This window comes from Streptomyces sp. NPDC058145 (assembly GCF_042884245.1).
Taxonomy (GTDB): Bacteria; Actinomycetota; Actinomycetes; order Streptomycetales; family Streptomycetaceae; genus Streptomyces.
Map to the genome: position 1 here is coordinate 479,744 of NZ_JBHVUH010000003.1, position 20,885 is coordinate 500,628.

General features: G+C 74.2%; 22 protein-coding genes, 2 pseudogenes and 1 riboswitch. Of the genes and pseudogenes, 11 read left to right on the forward strand and 13 right to left on the reverse strand.

All coding sequences use genetic code 11. From position 1 onward, the window contains the following. Positions 1 to 58: 58 nt before the first annotated feature. Genes ACFVVO_RS09035 through ACFVVO_RS09050 form a run of 4 tightly spaced genes read right to left on the reverse strand, consistent with a single transcriptional unit; the run spans position 59 to position 4,876 of the window. Entirely contained in the window at positions 59 to 1,069 is a 1,011-nt protein-coding gene (locus ACFVVO_RS09035; RefSeq protein WP_390053074.1) for a DUF5914 domain-containing protein, read from the reverse strand. Further along, positions 1,066 to 2,070 (reverse strand): phytoene/squalene synthase family protein, encoded by a 1,005-nt coding sequence (locus tag ACFVVO_RS09040; protein WP_390053076.1) that lies wholly within the window; start codon positions 2,068 to 2,070, stop codon positions 1,066 to 1,068. The genes ACFVVO_RS09035 and ACFVVO_RS09040 overlap by 4 nt, the downstream gene beginning before the upstream one ends. Continuing rightward, the gene (gene crtI / locus ACFVVO_RS09045; RefSeq protein WP_390053078.1) at positions 2,067 to 3,608 is read right to left on the reverse strand and encodes a phytoene desaturase family protein; all 1,542 of its coding nucleotides are present in this window, start codon (positions 3,606 to 3,608) and stop codon (positions 2,067 to 2,069) included. Before crtI ends, ACFVVO_RS09040 begins: the two co-directional genes overlap by 4 nt. Continuing rightward, complete coding sequence (locus ACFVVO_RS09050) at positions 3,605 to 4,876, reverse strand: polyprenyl synthetase family protein (protein WP_390053080.1); 1,272 nt, start codon at positions 4,874 to 4,876, stop codon at positions 3,605 to 3,607. Before ACFVVO_RS09050 ends, crtI begins: the two co-directional genes overlap by 4 nt. Before the next feature lie 294 nt (positions 4,877 to 5,170). Between ACFVVO_RS09050 and ACFVVO_RS09055 the strand changes: the two genes are divergently transcribed. From ACFVVO_RS09055 to ACFVVO_RS09070, 4 genes are all read left to right on the forward strand, one after another. Further along, positions 5,171 to 6,367, forward strand: a complete 1,197-nt coding sequence (locus ACFVVO_RS09055) for a lycopene cyclase family protein (RefSeq protein WP_390053082.1) — start codon at positions 5,171 to 5,173, stop codon at positions 6,365 to 6,367. A gap of 87 nt (positions 6,368 to 6,454) precedes the next feature. Beyond that, positions 6,455 to 7,189 (forward strand): class I SAM-dependent methyltransferase, encoded by a 735-nt coding sequence (locus tag ACFVVO_RS09060; protein WP_390053084.1) that lies wholly within the window; start codon positions 6,455 to 6,457, stop codon positions 7,187 to 7,189. Then, complete coding sequence (locus tag ACFVVO_RS09065) at positions 7,186 to 8,766, forward strand: FAD-dependent oxidoreductase (RefSeq protein WP_390053086.1); 1,581 nt, start codon at positions 7,186 to 7,188, stop codon at positions 8,764 to 8,766. The genes ACFVVO_RS09060 and ACFVVO_RS09065 overlap by 4 nt, the downstream gene beginning before the upstream one ends. A gap of 123 nt (positions 8,767 to 8,889) precedes the next feature. After that, positions 8,890 to 9,069, forward strand: a complete 180-nt coding sequence (locus ACFVVO_RS09070) for a DUF6480 family protein (RefSeq protein ID WP_390053088.1) — start codon at positions 8,890 to 8,892, stop codon at positions 9,067 to 9,069. Positions 9,070 to 9,163: 94 nt separating this feature from the next. Here the strand turns inward: ACFVVO_RS09070 and ACFVVO_RS09075 are convergent, their stop codons facing one another. Continuing rightward, positions 9,164 to 9,733 (reverse strand): DUF4383 domain-containing protein, encoded by a 570-nt coding sequence (locus ACFVVO_RS09075; RefSeq protein ID WP_390053090.1) that lies wholly within the window; start codon positions 9,731 to 9,733, stop codon positions 9,164 to 9,166. A 247-nt stretch (positions 9,734 to 9,980) separates the two neighbouring features. Here ACFVVO_RS09075 and ACFVVO_RS09080 point away from each other — a divergent pair, with 247 nt between their 5' ends. From ACFVVO_RS09080 to ACFVVO_RS09090, 3 genes are all read left to right on the forward strand, one after another. Then, positions 9,981 to 10,412: an SsgA family sporulation/cell division regulator gene (locus ACFVVO_RS09080; protein ID WP_390053092.1), complete on the forward strand. Its 432-nt coding sequence runs from the start codon at positions 9,981 to 9,983 to the stop codon at positions 10,410 to 10,412. A 39-nt stretch (positions 10,413 to 10,451) separates the two neighbouring features. Then, the gene (locus ACFVVO_RS09085) at positions 10,452 to 10,958 is read left to right on the forward strand and encodes a TspO/MBR family protein (protein WP_390053094.1); all 507 of its coding nucleotides are present in this window, start codon (positions 10,452 to 10,454) and stop codon (positions 10,956 to 10,958) included. 78 nt (positions 10,959 to 11,036) lie between these two features. Then, positions 11,037 to 12,227, forward strand: a complete 1,191-nt coding sequence (locus ACFVVO_RS09090; protein WP_390053096.1) for a spore photoproduct lyase family protein — start codon at positions 11,037 to 11,039, stop codon at positions 12,225 to 12,227. Between the two features lie 114 nt (positions 12,228 to 12,341). On the opposite strand, the gene ACFVVO_RS09095 is transcribed toward ACFVVO_RS09090, so the two are convergent. Together ACFVVO_RS09095 and ACFVVO_RS09100 are read right to left on the reverse strand one after the other, a co-directional pair. Further along, positions 12,342 to 13,106: a CbtA family protein gene (locus ACFVVO_RS09095; RefSeq protein WP_390053098.1), complete on the reverse strand. Its 765-nt coding sequence runs from the start codon at positions 13,104 to 13,106 to the stop codon at positions 12,342 to 12,344. A gap of 25 nt (positions 13,107 to 13,131) precedes the next feature. Continuing rightward, positions 13,132 to 13,353 (reverse strand): CbtB-domain containing protein, encoded by a 222-nt coding sequence (locus ACFVVO_RS09100; protein WP_390053100.1) that lies wholly within the window; start codon positions 13,351 to 13,353, stop codon positions 13,132 to 13,134. Between the two features lie 35 nt (positions 13,354 to 13,388). Beyond that, positions 13,389 to 13,540: riboswitch (cobalamin riboswitch) on the reverse strand. 98 nt (positions 13,541 to 13,638) lie between these two features. On the opposite strand from ACFVVO_RS09100, the gene ACFVVO_RS09105 reads away from it, so the two are divergent. The 3 genes from ACFVVO_RS09105 to ACFVVO_RS09115 all read left to right on the forward strand — a co-directional run bounded on the left by ACFVVO_RS09105 (position 13,639) and on the right by ACFVVO_RS09115 (position 15,993). Then, positions 13,639 to 14,217, forward strand: a complete 579-nt coding sequence (locus tag ACFVVO_RS09105) for a histidine phosphatase family protein (RefSeq protein WP_390053102.1) — start codon at positions 13,639 to 13,641, stop codon at positions 14,215 to 14,217. A 95-nt stretch (positions 14,218 to 14,312) separates the two neighbouring features. Further along, the gene (locus ACFVVO_RS09110) at positions 14,313 to 14,672 is read left to right on the forward strand and encodes a DUF779 domain-containing protein (RefSeq protein WP_390053104.1); all 360 of its coding nucleotides are present in this window, start codon (positions 14,313 to 14,315) and stop codon (positions 14,670 to 14,672) included. Positions 14,673 to 14,748: 76 nt separating this feature from the next. Then, on the forward strand, positions 14,749 to 15,993 hold the full coding sequence (locus ACFVVO_RS09115) for a phosphodiester glycosidase family protein (protein ID WP_390053106.1): 1,245 nt from the start codon (positions 14,749 to 14,751) through the stop codon (positions 15,991 to 15,993). Positions 15,994 to 16,009: 16 nt separating this feature from the next. On the opposite strand, the gene ACFVVO_RS09120 is transcribed toward ACFVVO_RS09115, so the two are convergent. The 6 genes and pseudogenes from ACFVVO_RS09120 to ACFVVO_RS09145 form a co-directional block, all read right to left on the reverse strand. Continuing rightward, positions 16,010 to 16,204 carry a hypothetical protein gene (locus ACFVVO_RS09120; RefSeq protein WP_199209621.1) on the reverse strand — a complete coding sequence of 65 codons (195 nt, stop codon included), beginning with the start codon at positions 16,202 to 16,204 and terminating at the stop codon, positions 16,010 to 16,012. Positions 16,205 to 16,366: 162 nt separating this feature from the next. Beyond that, positions 16,367 to 16,546: pseudogene (locus ACFVVO_RS09125) on the reverse strand (hypothetical protein); the annotation flags it as partial. Between the two features lie 175 nt (positions 16,547 to 16,721). Next, positions 16,722 to 17,804, reverse strand: coding sequence for an acyl-CoA dehydrogenase family protein (locus tag ACFVVO_RS09130; RefSeq protein ID WP_390053108.1), 1,083 nt, complete (start codon positions 17,802 to 17,804; stop codon positions 16,722 to 16,724). Then, on the reverse strand, positions 17,801 to 18,985 hold the full coding sequence (locus ACFVVO_RS09135; protein ID WP_390053110.1) for an acyl-CoA dehydrogenase family protein: 1,185 nt from the start codon (positions 18,983 to 18,985) through the stop codon (positions 17,801 to 17,803). The genes ACFVVO_RS09130 and ACFVVO_RS09135 overlap by 4 nt, the downstream gene beginning before the upstream one ends. Next, entirely contained in the window at positions 18,982 to 19,953 is a 972-nt protein-coding gene (locus ACFVVO_RS09140) for an NADPH:quinone oxidoreductase family protein (protein WP_390053111.1), read from the reverse strand. The genes ACFVVO_RS09135 and ACFVVO_RS09140 overlap by 4 nt, the downstream gene beginning before the upstream one ends. Positions 19,954 to 20,040: 87 nt before the next feature. Beyond that, a complete protein-coding gene (locus ACFVVO_RS09145) occupies positions 20,041 to 20,649 on the reverse strand; it encodes a helix-turn-helix domain-containing protein (protein WP_390053113.1) in 609 nt (202 codons plus the stop codon). A gap of 77 nt (positions 20,650 to 20,726) precedes the next feature. On the opposite strand from ACFVVO_RS09145, the pseudogene ACFVVO_RS09150 reads away from it, so the two are divergent. After that, a pseudogene (locus ACFVVO_RS09150) lies at positions 20,727 to 20,876 on the forward strand (FAD-binding protein); the annotation flags it as partial. Positions 20,877 to 20,885: the final 9 nt, after the last annotated feature.

Here is a 20,885-nt window from a genome sequence, read left to right on the forward strand (position 1 = left end):
CGGAGCCATGGGGCCCATGGGGCCATGGGGCAGCGGATCCCGAGCCGCGGACAGGCGATCACCCGGGAAAGCGCCCGGTGGAACGCAACTCCCAGCGCCGTTCGGCGTAGGCCAGGTCGTCACGCCAGAGGCGGCCCGCCGCGAGCCGCATGACGGAGCGGAGCAGGGGGGCGGTCCGGCGGGCGACGGCGAAGCCGGGGCGTTCGGAGGTGGCCACGACCGCCTCCACCACAGCGGTGCGCGGCCTGCCCTGACCGTCCGGGCCGAGCGGTGTCGCGTGGGTCTCCACGACGGAGCCCTCCCCTTCGCCGCCGGTGATCCGCATGACGACCGTGCGCGGTCCGGGGGCCGTGAACACGGCGCGGACCGGGACGACCAGCCGTCCCGCGACCTTGAAGGAGACGTCGACCGTGAACGCGTCCTCGCCGTCGTCCCGGCCCGGGGAGTCCACGACGGTGAGGTCGACGAAGGAGTACGGGTGGAACCAGGCCCCGTGCCAGGGATCGAGCCGGTTGGCGACCACGTCGGCCGGCTCGCAGACGCCCTGCCCGGTGTAGACGGCGGTCAGCGCGCCGGCCGCGGCGGGCCGGTCCGGTACCGGCGGCCGGGGGGTGGGTTCCTCGCCTCCGACGCCGTCCAGCCGCACCCACAGCAGTACCCCGTCGTCGTGCGCGGGCCAGGGCTCCCAGCCGCCGAACGGCGCGCCGTCCAGGGCGAGTCCGTGCCAGTGGCAGACCAGGGTGCCGCACCGCACCGGGCTGTCCCGCAGCGGTGCGCCCAGGTGCGGGCAGATGCCGGGGCCGGCGACGAGGCGGCTCCGTCCGTCGCGCCAGAGCACCACCTCCTGGCCGGCGACGGTCCGGCCCAGCGGGCGGTCCCGGCGCAGGTCGCGGGAGGCCCCGACGACGTACCAGTTGCCGCTGGGACGCTGCTGCGCCCGCTTCAGCGCGTCGGCGATGAGCGCGGGCCGGGCCTCGCGCCACGTCGGCCGCTGGCGTTCCCACGCGACGGGGTCGCGGCGCAGACGCAAGGGCAGACGGGCTCGACGGAACGGACGATCGGGCGTCACGCGGCCTCCTCGCACGGGGCGGACGGATACAGGGCGCGACCGGACCCGCCACGGGCGGCCATGCGGGCCGCCGCCACCCGCAGCAGGCCGTCCGCGGCGACCAGCGCCCGGCGCCTGCGGGGGACCGCCGCGCGGCGGTTCAGTACCGCCCAGCCGTCGTCGGCGACGGCGTCCAGGATGCCGCCGTAGAGCACGAACGCGGTGCGGATGCAGGGCCGGGCGACGGGGTCGAGCATCGGTACGCCGGGCGCGGCGCGCCGGTAGGCGGCGCGGGTGAGGTCGGCGAAGGCGCGCAGGGCCGCGGTGACCCGGCGGTCGGTGCGGCCGGCGTCCCGGCAGCGGCGCAGCAGTGCGCGGTCGACGCCGTGTGCGGTGAGCAGGTCCCGGGGGAGGTAGACACGACCGCGGTCGAGGTCCTCGCCGACGTCCCGCAGAAAATTCGTCAGCTGGAAGGCGACGCCCAGTTCGGCCGCGTACGGGGCGGCCTCCGCGCGCGGTACGACGGTGCCGAGGACGGGCAGCATCTGCAGGCCGATCACGGCCGCCGAGCCGTGCATGTAGCCGCGCAGCGCCGCGTAGTCGGCGTACTCGGTGACCGTCAGGTCGCTGCGCATGGAGGCCAGGAAGTCGGTGAAGTGGCGCCGGTCGATGGCGTAGCGGGCGCTGGTGTCGGCGAGGGCGGTGACCACCGGCTCGGCGCCCCGGCCACCCGCCAGGCCTCGGGTCAGGTCGTCGTTCAGGCGGTCCAGGGCGGCGGCCCGCCGTGCCGCCTCGTCGCCGGTGGGGGCGCCGCGGCCGTCCCCGAGCGAGTCGACGATGTCGTCGGCCCAGCGGGCGAAGCCGTACAGGGCGTGCACGGCGGGGCGCCGGTCGGGCGGCAGCAGGCGGGTGGCGAGGAAGTAGGTGCGGCCGTGCCGGGCGTTCAGGTCCCGGCAGTGGGTGTAGGCGGCGCGCAGTCCCGGGTCCGTGATGCGAGCGGCGTCCAGCTCGCGGGTGGTCATGGCCGTACTCCTTCGACGCTCTGCCGGGCGGCCCGGCGGGAGGTGGTGCGGGCGCGGGTGCCGCCGGTGACGCGGGCCGCGGCCAGCTTCCCGGACAGCAGTACGGGCGGTACGCCCACGCCGGGGGTGGTGCCGCAGCCGGCGAGGACGGCGTTGGCGGTGCCGCGCACCAGGTTGCGCGGGCGGAAGGGGCCGGTCTGGGCGAAGGTGTGCGCGGCGGAGAAGGGCGTGCCGGCGGCATGTCCCTGCGCGCTCCAGTCGGCGGGGGTCACCAGGCACTCCTCCTCGATGGCGGACGCGATGCCCGCGAGGCCGCGGCGGTCGAGTTCGCGCAGCAGGCCGTCGCGGTAGCGCGCGCCGAGCCCGGGCCAGTCGGCGCTGTCCGGCCCGATGTCGGTGTTGGGACACGGGGCGAGGACGTAGTGCAGATGGCGGCCGGGTGGGGCCAGACCGGGGTCGGTCGCGGTGGGCCGGGTGATCAGCAGGGAGGGGTCGCTCATCAGCTCACCGGTGTGCGTGAGTTCGCGGAAGGTGCGCCGCCAGGCTTGACCGAAGGACAGGGTGTGGTGGGCCAGCTCGGGCCAGGTGCGGTCGCAGCCGGCGTGCAGGATCACCGCCGACGGGGCGTGCCTGAGCCGTGCGGGGCGGCGTGGGGAACGGCCCAGCAGGCGGTAGGTCACCGGCAGGTCGGGGGTGAGGACGACGGCGTCGCAGGGGATGCGCTGATCGTCGGTCACCACGGCGGTGACACGCTCACCGGAGCGTTCCAGGCGGGTCACCCGCTGCCCGTAGTGGAACCGCGCCCCGGCCTCGGCCGCCGCGTCGGCCATGGCCTGGGGCAGGGCGTGCATGCCGCCGCGCGGGAAGTACACCCCGGCGACCGTGTCCATGTAGGCGATCACCGCGTAGGCGGCCATCGCCCGCTCGGGCGGGACACCGGCGTACAGGGCCTGGAAGGAGAAGACGCGGCGCAGCCGCTCGTCGCGCACATGGCGGGCGACCTGCGCCTCCCAGCGGCCGAAGCCGCCGAGCGCGGCGAGCCTGACCAGGTCGGGCGTGAGCAGTTGCAGCGGTGAGTCGAAGTCGGCGTCGAGGAATCGGCCCCGCTCGGCCTGGTAGAGCTGCCCCAGCCAGTGGCGCAGCCGACGGTAGCCCGCCGCTTCGGCGCCGCCGGCGAACCGCTCGATCTCCGCCTCCATCGCCTCGGCGTCGGTGTGCACGTCGAGGGTGCTGCCGTCGGCGAAGCGCGCCCGATAGGCCGGGTGCAGCTCGATCAGGTCGACGCGGTCGCGCAGCGAGGTGCCGACCGCGGCGAACGCCTCGTCGGCGATCTCCGGCATGGTGAGCACGGTGGGCCCGGTGTCGATCAGATAGCCGCCGAGCTCCATACGGCCGGCGCGCCCGCCGGGCCGGGGGTCGCGTTCGACGACGGTGACGTGGCGGCCGGCGCCGAGCAGGTGCAGGGCGGCGGACAGACCGGCCAGTCCGGCGCCGACCACGACCACGTGGTCGGTGAGTCCCGCGATGGTCCGGGTCACCGGCCCGCCTCCGTACCCGCGGCGGCCAGGGCGGCGGCGCGCGGAGCCGCGGCCGGCTCGGGCACCTGGCCGGCCGTGCCGGTGATCTCCGCCAGCAGGCCGCGCAGCCGGGCGGCCGCGCCGGGTTCCAGGGAGGCTTCGCCGAGGTGGCGCATGCAGCGCCGGGTGAGCCGGGCGATCCGCGCCTCGACGTGGTCGCGGGCTCCGGTGGCGACGAGGGCCTCGCGTACTTCCGCCAGTTCGCCGTCGGTGAGGTCGGCGCGGCCCATCGCGTGCTCGAGCACGCCGAGCGCGTGGTGGTCGCCGGCGGCGGTGGCGAGGGCCCGGGCCACGGCCAGCGGATAGGTCGGGGTGCCCTCACGCACGTCGCCGCCGGACGGCTTGCCGGTGACCCGGGGGTCGGCGAAGAGGTCGTCGAGGTCGTCCCGCAACTGGAAGGCGAGGCCCGCGCAGCGTCCCGCACGGCGCAGCGTCCTGATGGTGCGGTCGTCGGCTCCGGCGAGTACCGCTCCCAGTTGCAGGGGCCGTTCCACCGTGTACAGGGCGCTCTTGAGGCACGCGGCCCGGATCGACCGGGCCGGGGTGCCGGAGGACACGGCCTGGCCGCGTACGTCGAGGTACTGGCCCGCCACCATCTCCGTGCGCAGCACCCGCCACACCTCGTGCAGCCGGTGCGCGGTGTCACGCGGCAGCCCGGGGTCCAGCAGCAGTCCGGACAGGGCGTCGTCCGCCCAGGCCAGGGCGAGGTCACCGGCGAGCACGGCGGTGGACGCGCCGAGCCGCTGAGCGGCGGGTCCCGATGTGGCACCGGCGTACTGCCCGGCCACATCGGCGTGCAGCGCCGGCGCGCCGCGGCGGGTGGGCGCCTGGTCCATCAGGTCGTCGTGGACCAGGGCGCAGGTCTGGAGCAGTTCCAGCGCCGCCGCCGTCCGCAGCGCCGCGCGCACCTGGGCCGGGTCCCCGCCGCCGCAGGCGCGCAGCGACCACCACAGGAGCCGGGGGCGGATGCGGCGGCCGCCGCGCCGGGTGAAGCGGGCGGTCCGCTCGGCGACGTCCCGCGCGAACACCGGGTCGAGCCCGTGGCAGCCCGCGAGACGGTCGGCGAGCAGTTCGCGCAGTTCCCGGCCGACGGCGCCCGGCACGTCCTCGTCGACGGCGCGAGCGCCGCCGGGGGCGGCCGGTTCCCCGGTGTCGTGGGGACCGGCCACAGCGGGCGGCCTGCGCGGCGGGTCTGCCGTGAGACGGCCGATCGCCTGGGTGGAACGCATCGCGAATCCTCTCGCCGGTCGGTGAGCCGGACCACCTGTCGGTGAGCCGGCCAAGTCGCGCTGTCGGTGAGCCGGCACCGGTCGCCCCCGGTGCCGGCACCGGGGGCGACCGGTATGTCGTCGTGACACATTCCGCGCGGGTCGCCCCGCCGGATGCGCCATTTGGTGGACATGCCGGCGCCATGGGTGCCCACCCGCACGACACGCTCCCCGCTGCATCCGCCGGGGCCGGTGCGCGGGAAGACTGGCCGGATCCGCCGGTCCGCAGAGAGAGCCGTCGTGGAAGGAGCCGCCGTGCAGGTGGAGTCGGACGTCGCCGTCGTGGGCGCCGGGGCCGCCGGGCTGTCGCTGGCGCTGCGGCTGGCCCGCCCGCCCGCGGACGGGCGCCGGGTGACGGCGGTGCTACTGGCGGCACCGCCGGGGCCGTTCCGCGCGGCACGGCGCACCTGGTGCTTCTGGGAGGCGGGTGCGGGGCCGTACGACGAGGCGCTGACGGCCTCCTGGCGGCGGCTGCGGGTCCGTTCCGGCGACGGACGGACGGTGGACGCCGCCATCGAGCCGCTGCGCTACAAGATGCTGCGCTCCGACGCGCTGGAGGACCTGGCCCGCCGCGTACTCGCGGACAGCCCGTGGGTGACGACCGTGGAGGCCCTCGCCGAGCGGGTCGAGTCCGCGCCCGGTGGCGCGGTGGTGCACGCCCGCCGGGCCGACGGCGGCCGGGTGACGGTCCGCGCCCGCTGGGTGTTCGACTCACGGCCGCCCGAGCGGCTGCCACCGGCCCGCACGACGCTGCTGCAGCACTTCCGCGGCTGGTTCGTGCGCACCCGCCGCCCGGTGTTCGATCCCGGCGTGGTGGAGCTGATGGACTTCCGCACCCCGCAGCCCGCGCACGGCCTGTCCTTCGGCTACGTCCTGCCGACCGGCCCTCGGGAGGCGCTGGTGGAGTACACCGAGTTCTCCCGCAGCCCGCTCGGCCGGGACGCCTACGACCGCGCGCTGCGGCACTACGTCACCGGGGTCCTGGGCGCGGGCGACCACGAGGTGCTGGAGTGCGAACAGGGTGTGATCCCGATGACGGACGCGGACTTCCCCCGGCGGACCGCCCCGTCCGTGTTCCGCATCGGGGCCGCGGCCGGGGCCACCCGTCCCGCGACCGGCTACACCTTCAGCGCCGTGCAGCGCCAGACCGGCGCGGTGGCCGCCGCCTTGCACGCCGGACGCCGTCCCGTCCCGCCGCGCGCCCACTCGGCCCGCTCCCGGCTCATGGACGCGGTGCTGCTGCACGCCCTCGACCACGGCCGGGTGGACGGCCCGGCCTTCTTCACCCGCCTGTTCACCCATGTGCCCGCGCCCCGCCTGCTGCGTTTCCTGGACGGACGCACCTGCCTGGCGGAGGACCTGTCCATCGGGCTGCACGTGCCCGTCCCCGCGATGCTCGGCTCGGCACTCGCCCTGCCGTTCACCCCGCGCCGAAGTGCCCGGGCCGCTTGACCCCCGCCACCACCTGATCCCCGACTCCCGTACCCGACGACCCCATATCCGACGACCCCGTACCCAACGACCTCTCACGGAGATGGCATGCCCGTGCTGCGCGATGCCGAGCTGGCGACCGCGTTCGACCACGCCGCCCGGAGCTACGACACGCTCGTGGCGGCGAATCCCGGTTACCACGCCCACCTGCGCCGCTCCGCCCGGCGCCTCGGCCTTCCCGGCGGCGTCCCGGGGCCGAGGGTGCTGGACCTCGGCTGCGGTACCGGCGCCTCGACGGCGGCTCTGGCCGCCGCACTGCCTGGCGCGGACATCACCGCCGTCGACGCGTCGGCCGGGATGCTGCGGCGGGCGGCCCAGCGCCCCTGGCCGAGGCCGGTGCGCTTCGTGCAGGCGCCGGTGGAGCGGTTGGCGGCGGCCGGGGTGCGCGGCCCGTTCGACGCGGTCTTCGCCGCGTACCTGCTGCGCAACACCGCGGACCCGGACGCGGTACTCGCCCACGCTCACCGGCTGCTGGCACCGGGCGGCCGGCTGGCCGTGCACGAGTACGCGCTGAGCGGGCGGGCGGCGCACCGCGCGGTGTGGACCGCGGTGTGCGGCGGGGTCGTCCTGCCGGTCGCCACGTTGCTCGGCGACGGACCGCTCTACCGGCATCTGTGGCGCAGTGTCGTCTCCTTCGACACCGCCGGGCAGCTCGCGCGGCGGGTGGAGCGAGCGGGGTTCGAACGGGTACGGGTGCTGCCGCTGCCCGGCTGGCAGACCGGCATCACCCACACCGTCGTAGGCCGCCGCCCGTTCGCCGACGGCGGGGAGGCGGGGCGATGACCGGGCCGCGCCGTCCTTCCGTGTCCGGCGTCCGCCCACCCCGCCCCGGCCGGGACCGGCTGGCCCGGCTGCTGCCGGCACCGCCCGGCGCCGGTCGTGCCGGGGAGTCCACCGCGCCGCGGGTGGCGGTCGTGGGCGGCGGCATCGCCGGGCTGACGGCGGCCACCGCGCTGGCCGAGCTCGGGGTGCGGGTCACCGTGTACGAGCGCTACGCGCAGCTCGGCGGCCGGCTGGCCGGATGGTCCACGCGGCTGGCCGACGGTACGACGGTGACGATGAGCCGGGGTTTCCACGCGTTCTTCCGGCAGTACTACAACCTGCGCGCGCTGCTGCGCCGGACCGATCCGGCCCTGGCCCGCCTGACCGGCCTGCCCGACTATCCGCTGCGTCACGGCAGCGGCCGGCGGGACAGTTTCCGGCACGTGCCGCGCACCCCGCCGCTGAGCGCGCTCGGGTTCGTGGCGCTGAGCGAGTCCTTCTCCGTGCGCGACCTGGCCCGGATGCGCCCGCGCGCGGCCCTGCCACTGCTCGACGTGCGGGTGCCCGAGGTGTACGAACGGCTCGACCACGTCAGCGCGTACGACTTCCTGGAGGACATCGGGTTCCCGCCCGCGGCGCGGCACCTGGCCTTCGAGGTGTTCTCCCGCAGCTTCTTCGCCGATCCCCGGAAGCTGTCGGCGGCGGAGATGGCGCTGATGTTCCACATCTACTTCCTCGGCTCGGCCGAGGGCCTGCTGTTCGACGTGCCCCGGGAACCGTTCCCGCAGGCGCTGTGGGACCCGATCGCCGCACGTCTGGAGCGGCTCCGCGCGCGGGTGCGCACGAGCACCGCGGTGGAGGGTGTCTCCGTCCTGCCTTCGGGCGGCTACGCCGTGACCGCCACGAGCGGCGAGGAGCCGTACGACGCCGTGGTGCTCGCCCTGGACCCGGCGGGCCTGCGCTCCCTCGTGGGCCGCTGCGGCGATCTCGGGGACGCCGAGTGGCGCGAGCGCGTGGCGCGGCTGCGCACCGCCCCGCCCTTCCTGGTGTCCCGTCTGTGGCTGGACCGGCCCGTGCGCGCGGACCGGCCCGGCTTCCTCGGCACCAGCGGCTTCGGGGCCCTCGACAACGTCAGTGTGCTCAGCGGCTGGGAGGGCGAGGCGGCCCGGTGGGCAGCCCGCACCGGCGGCTCGGTCGTCGAACTGCACGCCTACGCCGTGCCGGAGGACGCCGGCCGGGAGACCACGGAGAAGGAGCTGCTCGGCGAACTGCACCGCCTCTACCCGGAGACGGCCCGGGCCCGGGTGGTGGACGCCCGTCACGAGTGGCGGGCCGACTGCCCCCTGTTCCCGGTGGGCGGTCACGCGGACCGGCCCACGGTCAGCACCCCCACGCCCGGCCTGGTCGTCGCGGGCGACACGGTCCGCACCGGCCTGCCGGTGGCCCTGATGGAACGGGCCGCCACCAGCGGCTTCCTCGCCGCCAACACGCTGCTGCGGCGCTGGGACCTGCGCGGGCACGCGTTGTGGACCGTGCCTGACCAGGGCCGCCTCACCGCCCTGCGCTGGGCGGCGGCTCGGGCGGGGGGCGGCGGGTGAGAGCGGGCGCGTACGCCGCATCCACTCGTCCGGCCGGCTCGGAAGAGTTCGAGAGGAACCGGTTCGCCAAGGCGCACGGCCTCGGCGAGTGGCTCCCACCGCCCGCACCTGGAGGTGGAAACGATGACCGAATCCCTGCGCCCTCCCGGAGAGACACCGCCCGTCGAGGGATCGACGGCGGAAGCGCACCCCGAGCGACCGGACGGCGGCATCTGGGAACATCCTGGGATCTGGATGGCGCTGATCGTGATCGGCTGCCTGCTCGTCGCCGCGTTCTTCGTGGTGCGAATGATCGATCTGTGAGCCGTCGGGACAGGGCTCCCGTCGTACGGGGCGGCACCGCGAGTGGCGGTGCCGCCCTTGTCGTGCCGGGATGCCGTCGTGCCGGCAAGCGGGTTCAGCCGTGCGGCCGGGTGGCCGGGAGCCGGGACGAGGCGTCGGGCGGCGGGGCCAGGGCAGCCCGGGCCCCCTCCCGGCGCCGGGCGGCCAGGGACTCCCTCGCCGCCTGCCTCGGGTGGCGGCGGCGCCAGTACGGGTTGTCGTGCGGAAGCCCGCCCGTGACCCGGCCGTACATCCCGAAGGTGAGGATGAGCAGGCCCATGACGAAGGTGAAGAGGACGTTCGTCATGCCGAAGTCGAGGATGTTGGCGCTCCGGTCCAGGACGAAGATGTGGACGAACCCGCTGACGAGGAACAGCGTCCCCACGGCCATGTTGAGCGTGGAGGCGAAGTTCCCTCCGACCACGGCGCCGCCGATCAGCAGCAGCCCGAAGAGCACCGAGATCAGGCTCAGCAGTCCGTTCGTCGACATGCCCGCGATGCGGGTGCCGTCCGTGCCGAAGGGGCTGAGTTCGTCGGCGAAGCCGAGACAGCCGAACAGCAGCAGGACGCCGCCGCAGAGTCCGGCGCCGTACCGGTAGACCGTCGCCAGCCTGTGGTCCACCGGCCATTCGTCGCGAAGCCTCATGACACATCCCTTCCGATGCGTGCCAGGCCCCCCAGGGGTGGAGTAGGCCCGGACGGCCCGCCCGCCCACGTCGCTGTGTCTTCCGGCGGCGCGTACGGAACGGTTGCACCCCGGCGGTCCACGAATCCCCGTGCGCCCCGCGATACCTGCCGGCCGGCCGCATCCACCCCCGGCCCCCGTCCGGAAGTGTGGAGTGCGGGGCTTCGCGCAGGGCAGAGCCCACGATCCACCTCATCCGGGAGGCCTCATGCACTCCACCGACCGGACCAGGCGTCTCCATACCGACCTGGACATCGACCTGGTCATCAGCGAAGGGGAAGCCGTCCGGGTCGAGGTCCGCTTCAGCTACGACCCGGCCGATCCGTTCGCCGTGCGCATGGACTTCCGCGACGGCCCCGAGACCATCGCGCCCTGGCTGTTCTCACGCGACCTGCTCGACGCGGGCCTGCGTGCTCCGTCCGGCGAGGGCTTTGTGCGCGTCTGGCCGCCCTGCCGCTGCCACGGATCCACGACGCTGCGGATCCTGCTGCGCGGCGCGGGTGGGGCCGCCGTGCTGTACATACCGGCCGACCCGTTCGAGGACTGGCTGACCGAGACGTTCGAGGCGGTCCCGGCGGGCACCGAGAGCTCCCACCTGCCCTGGAACGACATCCTGGCGGAACTGCTGCGCCGCGGCTGACCGGTGACATCGGGCGATGCCCGGGAAATACGTGAGGACATGAAGGTGATCAGCGAACGCGGAGGCACCCGGCGGCCCGACCCCTGGCTGCGGTACGGCGCGGCCACGGCGGCGGTGGCCCTCACCGCCGTCGCGGGCGCCACGGCGACCGATCCGGACAGCACCTGGTACGCCTCGCTGCGCAAACCGTCCTGGCAGCCACCGTCCTGGGCGTTCGGCGTGGTGTGGACCCCGCTGTACGCGTCGATCGCCTATGCGGCCGGCCACGCGCTCGGGCGCGCCCCTGATCCGCGTCGGCGGGCCGGGATCGTCCGCGGCCTGGCCGCGAACCTGGCGCTGAACGCGGCGTGGAGCCGGCTGTTCTTCGCCCATCGCGCTCCGAAGGCGGCGCTCGCCGACAACGTGCTGCTGAACCTCGGCAACGCGCAGCTCATCCGGCAGATCGCCCGCACCGACCGGGCCGCGGCCGGGGCCCTGCTGCCGTACGCCGCCTGGTGTGCCTTCGCGGCCGCCCTGAACGCCTCCATCGTCCGGCTCAACCGCTGACGGCCTTCGCACCGGAGTGTCGCGGCTGCGTACAGTGGGCCGTATGCGACGTCAGTCAGGAAACCCGGCGAACCACACATGATGGACTTCTCCGACGCACCGGACGACGGCGCGCTGTTCGGGCTCGACGCCCTGCCCGGCGTCACGTCTTCCGGGGACGAGCCGGGACGGACGCCGGCCACCGGTCCGCTGTTCCGTGACTCAGACACCGCCCGGCGGCTGCTGCCCGTGCGGACGATCTACGCCGAGCCCGCTGCCGCCGCCTCGCCCCGCGGACGCCAGATCCTCGCCCGCCACCCCGCCGCGCGAGTCGTCGAGGTGGACTCCCACTGGCGCATTCCCGAGCTGCACGGAAACGAGGGGAACGTCGGGCGCTGGGTGCGGGTGAAGGGCGAGACGCTGGTGCTGGGCGAACGCAAGACGCTCACCACACGACCCAACGGCCGGTCCGCCGACTGGATCGCTCCCGGTCCGTCCAACGGCTGCGCGATGGCCTGCGTGTACTGCTACGTACCGCGCCGCAAGGGGTACGCCAACCCCGTCACCGTCTTCACCAACATCGAGCGGATCATCGCCCACCTGGGCCGCCACATCGCGCGACAGGGCCCCAAGCGGGAACCCAACCAGTGCGACGAGCAGGCGTGGGTCTACGACATCGGCGAAAACGGTGACTGCTCGGTGGACGCGCTGATCTGCGACAACACCGCCGACCTCGTGCACGCCTTCCGGCAGTGGCCCACTGCCAAGGCGTCCTTCGCCACCAAGTTCGTGAACCCGGATCTCCTGGCGCTGGATCCGCGGGGCCGCACCCGCGTGCGCTTCTCGGTCATGCCCGGCGAGGACTCCCGGCTGCTGGACATCCGGACGTCACCGGTGGCCGAGCGCATCGGCGCCGCGGCCGACTTCCTGGACGCGGGGTACGAGGTGCACTTCAACCTCTCCCCCGTGGTCCTGCGCCCCGGGTGGCAGGAGGCCTGGACCGAGCTGCTCCGCCAGCTCGACGACGTGCTCCCGGACCGGGTCAAACGGCAGGCGGCCGCCGAAGTGATCATGCTGACCCACAACCGGGAGCTGCACGAGGTGAACCTCGGCTGGCATCCGCGCGCCGAGGAGATGCTCTGGCAGCCCGGCATCCAGCAGGGCAAACGCTCCGAGAACGGGGCGCTGAACGTGCGCTACGACCACCTGGTCAAAGCGAGGGCCGTGGACGAGCTGCGCGGGCTCGTCGCGGCGCACGCTCCCTGGCTGCGCGTCCGGTACGCCTTCTGAGCAGGGCCCCGCGGTCCGCTTCTGACGACGGCCGCGGGGTCCGCGGCGAACGCGTGAGGCACCGGCCCGCGAGCGGGTCGGCGCCTCACGCCTCGCGCCGGAGCGCCGGGGACCTCAGTGGTGCGCGGCCGGGGCGCGCGGACCTGTGGCCTGCCGCTCGCCGGCCGTGCGCTGCGCGGTGAGCACGCGTTCCGCCAGGACGCCGAAGACCAGCCCGAAAGCGGTCCACAGGGTCGCCTGGACGGCCAGCGCCGCCAGCCGGAACTGCCACAGCAGACTCGGGGAGAAGTCCTTGGGGACCTCGTCGACGGCCGGCAGGAACGCGTAGGCGAGCCCGGCGACCAGGAGGAAGAACGCGCCCGCGGCCACCGTCGCGTTCCAGTTGCCCAGACGGGGGGCGAGCCGCTTGCCGAGGATCACCGTAGCGACCGCCAGCAGCACGCTCAGGACCATCATCAGGAAGTACAGCGTCGTGCGCTTGCCGATCGTGTCGGGGTCGCCGACGGACGGCGGGTTGGCCGGGTACTTCAGGAAGGGCACGACGTAGACGGCGACGAGGCCGGCGGCCGCCAGGAGCAGCGCGCTCGCGCGCGGCCCGAAGCGGCCGATGCGGCCCAGCGCGAAGCAGTAGGCGAGCGCGGCGATGCCGCCGAACGCGATGCCGTAGACCAGCACGCCGGTGGACAGGCCGGCGGTCGACTGCATCGTGCGGGAGACCGCCTCCATACCGTGTTCGTGGGAGTGCGCCTCTTCGTAGGCGATGGCCGAGTCGACCCGCGGCTCACCGAGGAAGTAGGCGACGACGAGGGCGAGCAGGCCCGCGGCGAGTCCCGCGAGCATGCCACGCACCAACAGATTCCGGACGGTTGCCGAGTTCATGAGCTCGTACGTTTCCTCGCCCCGGTCAGTGGCAGGGGAAGCCGAGCAGATGCCGGGCGTCGTGCACCCACTCGTGCACGTTCTCGCCGGACATCACGGAGGTCGCGCCCTGTTCGGCGCCGACGAAGTAAAGCAGGACCAGCATCAGGACGCCGAAGAAGACCGCCCAGGGGGCGATGGCGCCGATCGGCAGCTTGGCGGGAATGACGGTGGGGTCGGTGCTGGGCTGAACGGCGGACTGCGCCATGGCAGGACCTCCTGGGGAACTCGCGTCCCTGCTCGGTGGTGCACGGGACGACGGGCGGGTCTGACTTGCCCGGCTCGCACCAGGAGTGGTGTGAACGGGGCTTACAGTGGCGCGACCGTGCCGGATTCCCACCGGCTTCCGCATTCCGTCGTCGATATCGTCGCGAACGTACCGCGAAGCGCGGGTGCAGCCAAGGGCGCACGGGTGCGGGGCGGTGCGCCCCCGCAGCCGCCCTACGCTTGAAATCCCCGTGCCGAAAGGGCCGTTGCCCATGAAAGCGACCTCATGACGACCCGAGTGATGTTGATCTCACCGGCGATGAACCCGGCCGTGCGGGAGGCCCGCTTCGACGACGGGTGCTCACTCGAGGCGGCCGGCGCCGCGCGCGCCCGGTCGGCAGCGGACGAACTGCGGCCGGCCGCCCCGGTCCTCGTCTCCCCCACCGTCCGGTGCCGGGAGACGGCGGCCGCGCTGGGTCTCGACGCACGTGCCGAACCCGCTCTGGCCGGGCTCGACATGGGCCGCTGGCGGGGGCGGACCCTCGACGAGGTCGGCGCCCGGGAGCCGGAGGCGCTGGCCCGGTGGCTGGCCGACCCCGCGGCGAACCCGCACGGCGGGGAGTCGGTGCGCCTTCTGTGCGCCCGGGTCGGGGGCTGGCTGGAAGAGGCCGCCCGGTCCGCGGGCCGCACGGTGGCGGTGGTCGAGCCGGAGGTCGTGCGGGCCGTGACGGTGCGGGTGCTCGGCGCACCGGAGGCCGCCTTCTGGCGGATCGACGTACCGCCCCTGACCGCCACCGAGTTCACCGGCCGGGCGGGGCGCTGGAACGTGGCGCTGGGGACGGCGCTGGGCCGGGGTCGGGCCTGAGCGGCACCGGGACGTGAACCCCGCACGCTGGACGCGCCACTGACGACACGTGAGACTGAATGAGATCCGAGCTCCCGTGCTCCAGGACGGTGACCATGCAAGAGGAACTGCCCCGCGTCGAACTCACCCCACAGGCCGCGGAGCTGGTGCGCCGGCTGCGGGCCGAACACGGACCACTGATGTTCCATCAGTCGGGCGGCTGCTGCGACGGCAGCGCCCCCATGTGCTACCCGGACGGCGAGTTCCGTACCGGCGGTTCGGACGTGCTGCTGGCCGAGCTGGTGGTGGACGGCGTCGAGGAGCCCGTGACCTTCTGGATGTCACGGAGCCAGTACGAGGCCTGGAGCCACACCCGGCTGATCGTGGACGTGGTACCCGGACGAGGAAGCGGTTTCTCGCTGGAGGCACCCGAGGGCGTGCGTTTTCTCACCCGTTCTCGCGTAGTCGACGCCTAGCCGTCCCGTACGTCGCCGTCGTCTGGTGCACTTCCCCTGAGCACTGGTGACAGTTGACGAGGCATCAGGGGGCGCGGTGACGCGAGTTCGGCGGCAGACGGCGGCGGGCAGATCGGTTCTCACGGTTCTCACGGCGTTCGGCCTACTGGCCGGCGCGGCCCTGACGGGAGCGGCGCCGGCCGGTGCCGTACCGGCCGGCAGACCGGGCAAGCGGATCGCTCCGGGGGTCACCTACCGGGAGTTCGACATCACGGCGGCGGCCGGGCGGACCCACGCCCATCTGCTCACCGTCGACCTGGGCAATCCGCACGTCCGTACGGACCTGCTGTACCCCGGGGCGGTGGCGGCCCGGGCGACCGTGTCCCGGCTGGCCGACACGGCCGGCGCGGTCGCGGGTGTCAACGGCGACTTCTTCGACATCACCGAGACCCAGCACCCGGGCGTCGAGGCCACCGGCGCGACCGTGGGTCCCGCGGTCGCGGGCGGTCAGGTGCTCAAGGCGGCGGTGCCGAAGGGCCAGCGGTTCGGGCCGGCGCTGCCGCCCGGGACCACCACGCGGGAGGTGCTCGGGGTGGGCACCGACCGGCGGGCCCGCCTGGACCGCCTCTCCCTCACCGGCTCCGTGACCACACCGCAGGGGAAGCTCCCGCTGGGCGGGCTCAACCAGTACGCGCTGCCGCAGAACTCCGTGGGCGCCTTCACCTCCCGGTGGGGCGGCGCCTCCCGGGTGCGCGCCGTCTGCGGCACGGACACCGACCGGGCGGCGGCCTGCGGTACGGACACCTACGAGGTGACGGTGCGCGGCGGCCGGGTGGTCGGCGCCGTCGGCACTCCGGGCAGCGGTTCGATCCCCTCGGACACCACGGTGCTGGTGGGCCGCGAGCAGGGGGCGCGGGAGCTGCGCGAGCTGGCCGTGGGCGACGCGGTGGGCGTCACCCACGACCTGGTGGCGGCCACCGCCAAGGTCCCCTACGCGTTCGCGATCGGCGGCTACCCGGTACTCCGCGACGGCACGCCGCTGTCCGGGCTCGACGACACCGCCTCCGCCGTACGCACCGTCGCGGGTTTCAAGGGCGGCGGACAGCAGATGCTGCTGCTCGCGCTGGACGGGGCCGACGACTCCCGCACCGGCCTGACGATCGCCGAGGAGGCGGCCACCATGCGCGACCTGGGCGCCTCCGACGCGTTCAACCTCGACGGCGGCGGGTCGAGCGAGATGGTCACCCGCGACGACGGCGCGAGCGGGGTGACGGTCCGCAACCACCCGAGCGGCGGCGCCGAACGCCCGGTGCCGAACGGCATCGGGGTCTTCTCCGGCTGACCTCACGGCTCACTGCTCACGGCCGCAGGCTGCTCACCAGGTCGGCCGTCGCGGTGAGCCCGCTGTGGATGGTGGGCGCCATGCTGGTGCTGGCCAGGTAGAACCCGAGCAGCATGCAGACCAGGGCGTGCGACATCTTCAGCGCGCCGTTGCGGATGAACACCACTGCCAGGATAAGGAGCAGCAGCACCACAGAGATGGAAATGGCCATCGTCAACCTCCTCCGCCACGCCCCTTGAGCGGCGTTCGGCCGTAAGTGTGGCGTAGCGGAGGGTTTGTCCGGGTGGCTGACGTGTCCTCCGATCGTGTGGTGTCAGGCGGACGGGTGTACGTCGAGGAATGCCTCCAGGCCCGCGAGGTCGTCGGTGTTGAGGTGGTCGAGGGCGTCGAGGAGCGGCCGCGGATGGGCGTAGTCGTTGTGGGCGTGGGCGTGCCACAGCGGGCGCGGGCGGTGCCGGCCGCCCGCGCGGGCCTGGACGGCGGGCAGGGCAATCGTGCCCGCGAGGGCGGCGCCGAGGGTGGTGAGGGCTCTGCGACGGGTGGTGAGGGCCATGCGGTGCCTCCCTTGAGGGCCGGACGGGACCGGGGAGAGTATGCGTGCGCCCGTCGCCCAACGGGACCGTCCCTGCGGGGAATTGGCCGGACCGCTGCCCCCTGTTCACTTGGCCGCGCGGGGCGTGCGCACGGAGAAGCCCGCCCCGGGTGGGGCGGGCTTCACGCGCCGTGTGTCAGGGCGCCTGGAGGTCGACCAGTTGGGCCAGCGCCTCCTGGTGGGCGCCCGCGGTGCCGTAGGCGATCGAGTCGGCCTTGGCCCGCTTGAGGTGCAGGTGCGCGGGGTGTTCCCAGGTCATCCCGATCCCGCCGTGCAGTTGCACCGCCTCCTCGGTGGCGCGTACGGCCACCGGGCCGGCGTAGGCCTGGGCGACGGTCACCGTGACGTCGGTGTCCGCGCCGGTCGCGAGGGCGTCGGCGGCGGCGCGGGCGACGGCCCGGAGGCTGACGAGCTCGAGCCAGAGCTGGGCGAGCCGGTGCTTGATCGCCTGGAAGCCGCCGACCGGCCGGTTGAACTGCTTGCGTTCCTTCAGGTACCGCACGGTCTCGGTCAACGCCCAGTCGGCCACGCCCAGTTGTTCGGAGGCCAGCAGTCCGGCGCCGGCCCGCAGGGCCCGCCGTACGGCCGGTTCCGCGTCGCCGACGCGGCGTCCGGGTGCTCCGTCGAGCGTGACGGTGGCGACCGGGCGGGTCAGGTCGAGGGAGACCTGCGGGGTGACGGCCGCCGCTTCGGCGGCCACGGCGTACAGCCCGCCGTCGTCGGCCGGGACGAGCAGGACATCGGCCGCGGCGGCGTCCGCCACGCCGGTCAGCTCACCGTGCAGCGAGCCGTTCTCCAGCCGTGCGGTGCGATGACCGGCACCCGGGGCCGTGTGCAGTCCCACGGCGAGGACGCCGATGGTCCGGCCGGACGCCAGACGGCCGAGCAGCTCCTCGTCCCCGCAGGCCAGCAGGGCCTCGATGGCGACGACCGCGCTGCTGAGGTAGGGCACCGGGGCGACGGCACGCCCCAGCTCCTCCAGGACGACGGCGGCCTCGCGGTGGGTGGCGCCCTGGCCGCCCAGTGCCTCCGGCACCAGCAGCCCGGCCAGGCCCATGCCGTCGGCGAGGGACTTCCACAGTGCGAGGTCGTGCGGGGCGTCCGACTCGGTGCGGGCGATCACGCCGGCCGCGTCGCAGTGGTCCGTGAGCAGACCGCGGACGGCGGCGCGCAGCGCCTCTTCCTCCTCGGAGTAGAGGAGATCCGGCTGGGTGCTCATCGGGCCAGGTCCTTCCAGGCGACGTCCTTGTCGGTGCGCGGCTCGGCCGGCAGGCCCAGGACGCGCTCGGCGACGATGTTCAGCAGAACCTCGCTGGTCCCGCCCTCGATGCTGTTGCCCTTGGAGCGCAGGTAGCGGTATCCGGCGTCGCGGCCGGTGAAGTCCACCAGTTCGGGGCGGCGCATGGTCCAGTCGTCGTACAACAGCCCCTCCTCACCGCCGAGTTCGACCTCCAGGCCGCTGATCTCCTGGTTGAGGCGGGCGAAGGCGAGCTTCATGCCGGCGCCTTCGGGGCCGGGCTGGCCGGCGACGAGCTGCTGGCGCAGGCGTTCGCCGGTGAGGCGGGCGACCTCGGCCTCGACCCAGAGCTTCAGCAGCCGCTGGTGCAGGTCGTGGGTGCGCAGTTCCGGCCGCTCGCGCCAGGTCTTCGACACCGGGCCGATCATGCCGCCCTCGCGCGGCAGCCGCATGCCGCCGATGGCGACGCGCTCGTTGTTCAGCGTGGTCTGCGCGACCCGCCAGCCGTCGCCGACCTCGCCGAGGCGCCGGCTGTCGGGGATGCGGACGTTCGTCAGGAAGACCTCGTTGAACTCGGCCTCGCCGGTGATCTGGCGAAGTGGCCGCACCTCGACGCCCGGGTCGGTCATGTCGCAGAGGAAGTAGGTGATGCCCCGGTGCTTGGGCAGGTCCGGGTCGGTGCGGGCGATGAGGATGGCCCAGCGGGCGATGTGGGCGCTGGACGTCCACACCTTCTGCCCGTTGACCACCCAGTCCTGCCCGCTCTCGCGTACCGCCCGGGTGCCGAGGGCGGCCAGGTCGGAGCCGGCGCCCGGCTCGCTGAAGAGCTGGCACCAGACCTCCTCCCCGGTCCACAGGGGCCGCAGGAAGCGCCGCTTCTGCTCCTCCGTGCCGTACTTCAGGATCGTCGGCGCGGCCATGCCGAGGCCGATGCCGATGCGCCGGGGGTCGTTGTCCGGGGCGCCGGCGGCCTCGAGTTCGGCGTCCACGACGGCCTGCAGGGAGCGTGGGGCGTCCAGTCCGCCGAGGCCCGCCGGGAAGTGCACCCACGCCAGGCCCGCGTCGAACCGGGCCCGCAGGAACTCCAGGCGGCCGGTTCCGGCCGGCGGATGTGCGGCCAGCAACTCCTGTGTACGGCGGAGCAGTTCCGCTGCGTCGGTCATACGGCGGCTCCCTTGTCCAGGACCACGGCCAGCCGGCCGGTGGTCACCCCGTCGGCGACCCGCTGCACGGCGTCGGCGGCGCCCTCCAGCGGCACCCGCTCGCTCACCAGCGGCCTGATCGCGCCGCGCGCGGCCAGTTCGGTGAGCCGCTCGTGGCAGTGCAGGACCAGTTCGGGGTTCTTGGTGTTGTACAGGCCCCAGTGCAGGCCGAGAATCGCGTAGTTCTTCACCAGGGCGTGGTTGAGGGCAGGGCTCGGGATAGTGCCACTGGCGAACCCGACGACCACGATCCGCCCCTCGAAGGCGACGAGCTTGGCGGACTGGGCGTAGGCCTCGCCGCCGACGGGGTCGTAGATCACGTCGGCGCCGCGGCCGCCGGTGGCCTCCTTCACGGCCGCGACGACGTCCTCGGCGCGCCGGTCGACGACCACGTCACAGCCCAGCTCCCGGGCGGCGGCGGCCTTCTCCGCGCCGCCGACCACGCCGATCACGGTGGCCCCGGCGGCCTTGCCCAGTTGCACGGCCGCGCTGCCGACCCCACCGGCGGCGGCGTGCACCAGCAGGGTCTCCCCCGCCTCCAGGCGGGCCCGGCGTTGCAGCCCGAACCAGCCCGTCTGGTAGCCGATGTGCAGCGCGGCGGCCTGGGCGTCGTCCAGGGAGTCGGGCGCGGGCAGCAGCGCGCGGGCGTCGGCGACGGCGTACTCGGCGAAACCGCCGTACGGCAGCGCGGGGTTGGCGATCACCCGGCGGCCGTCCTCGGTCTCGGCGCAGATCTCCACACCGGGCGTGAACGGCAGCGGGGGCCGCACCTGGTACTGGCCCCGGCAGAGCAGGGCGTCCGGGAAGTTGATGTTGGCGGCCCGTACGCGCAGCAGCACCTGGCCGTCACCGGGCGTGGGCCGCTCAACCTCCGCCAGGCGCATCACCTCGCGCGGCTCGCCGTTCTCGTGCACTTGCCATGCCTGCATGCGGGGCCTCCACGGGACTGCTTCGTCTGACCGGGTTCCGACGGCATACTAAGCGGTCGCTTGCCGATCAGGGAACAGTAGACCGCGTCACTTGCGCGTGGGCCGCGCCCGTACGTGCATCCGCTCCCCCTGCGGCCCGAACAGGCTGAGGAACTCCACCGGCCCCTCCCCCGTCGACCCGAACCAGTGCGGCACCCGGGTGTCGAACTCCGCCGCCTCGCCCGCCGAGAGCACCACGTCGTGCTCGCCGAGCACGAGCCGCAGCCGTCCCGAGAGCACGTACAGCCACTCGTAGCCCTCGTGGGTGCGCCGGTCCGGCTCCTGTCCGCGCTGCGACTCCATGATCTTGAAGGCCTGCAGGCCGCCGGGCTGGCGGGTCAGCGGCCAGAAGACACGGCCGTTCCGCTCGACGGGCTTCGCCCGCACCACGGGGTCGCCGACCGGCGGGGCGCCGACCAGTTCGTCCAGCGCCACCCGGTGGGCCCGCGCGATGGGCAGCAGCAGTTCCAGACTGGGCCGGCGCAGGCCCGACTCCAGCCGGGACAGGGTGCTGACGGAGATGCCGGTGGCCTCGGACAGCGCCGCCAGGGTCACCTCCCGCTCCTTGCGGAGCCGCCGCAGCCTCGGCCCGACGCCCGCCAGAACGCCATCGGTGCTCTCGCCGGTCTCCGTGCTCCCCGTTCGTTCGACGCTCATGACCTCATTGCAGGATCGGCAAAGAAGTTTGTCAATACGGCAGCCTCCGCGCGACCGTCGGCGGCGGAGGTGGTCACATGACCAGGAGCTACGAAGTCGTCGTGGTCGGCGGCGGCGCGGCCGGACTGTCCGCCGCGCTGGTGCTGGGCCGGGCCCGGCGGCGCACGCTGGTCATCGACACGGGCGAGCCGCGCAACGTGCCGTCCACGCACCTGCGGGGCCATCTCGGCGAGCAG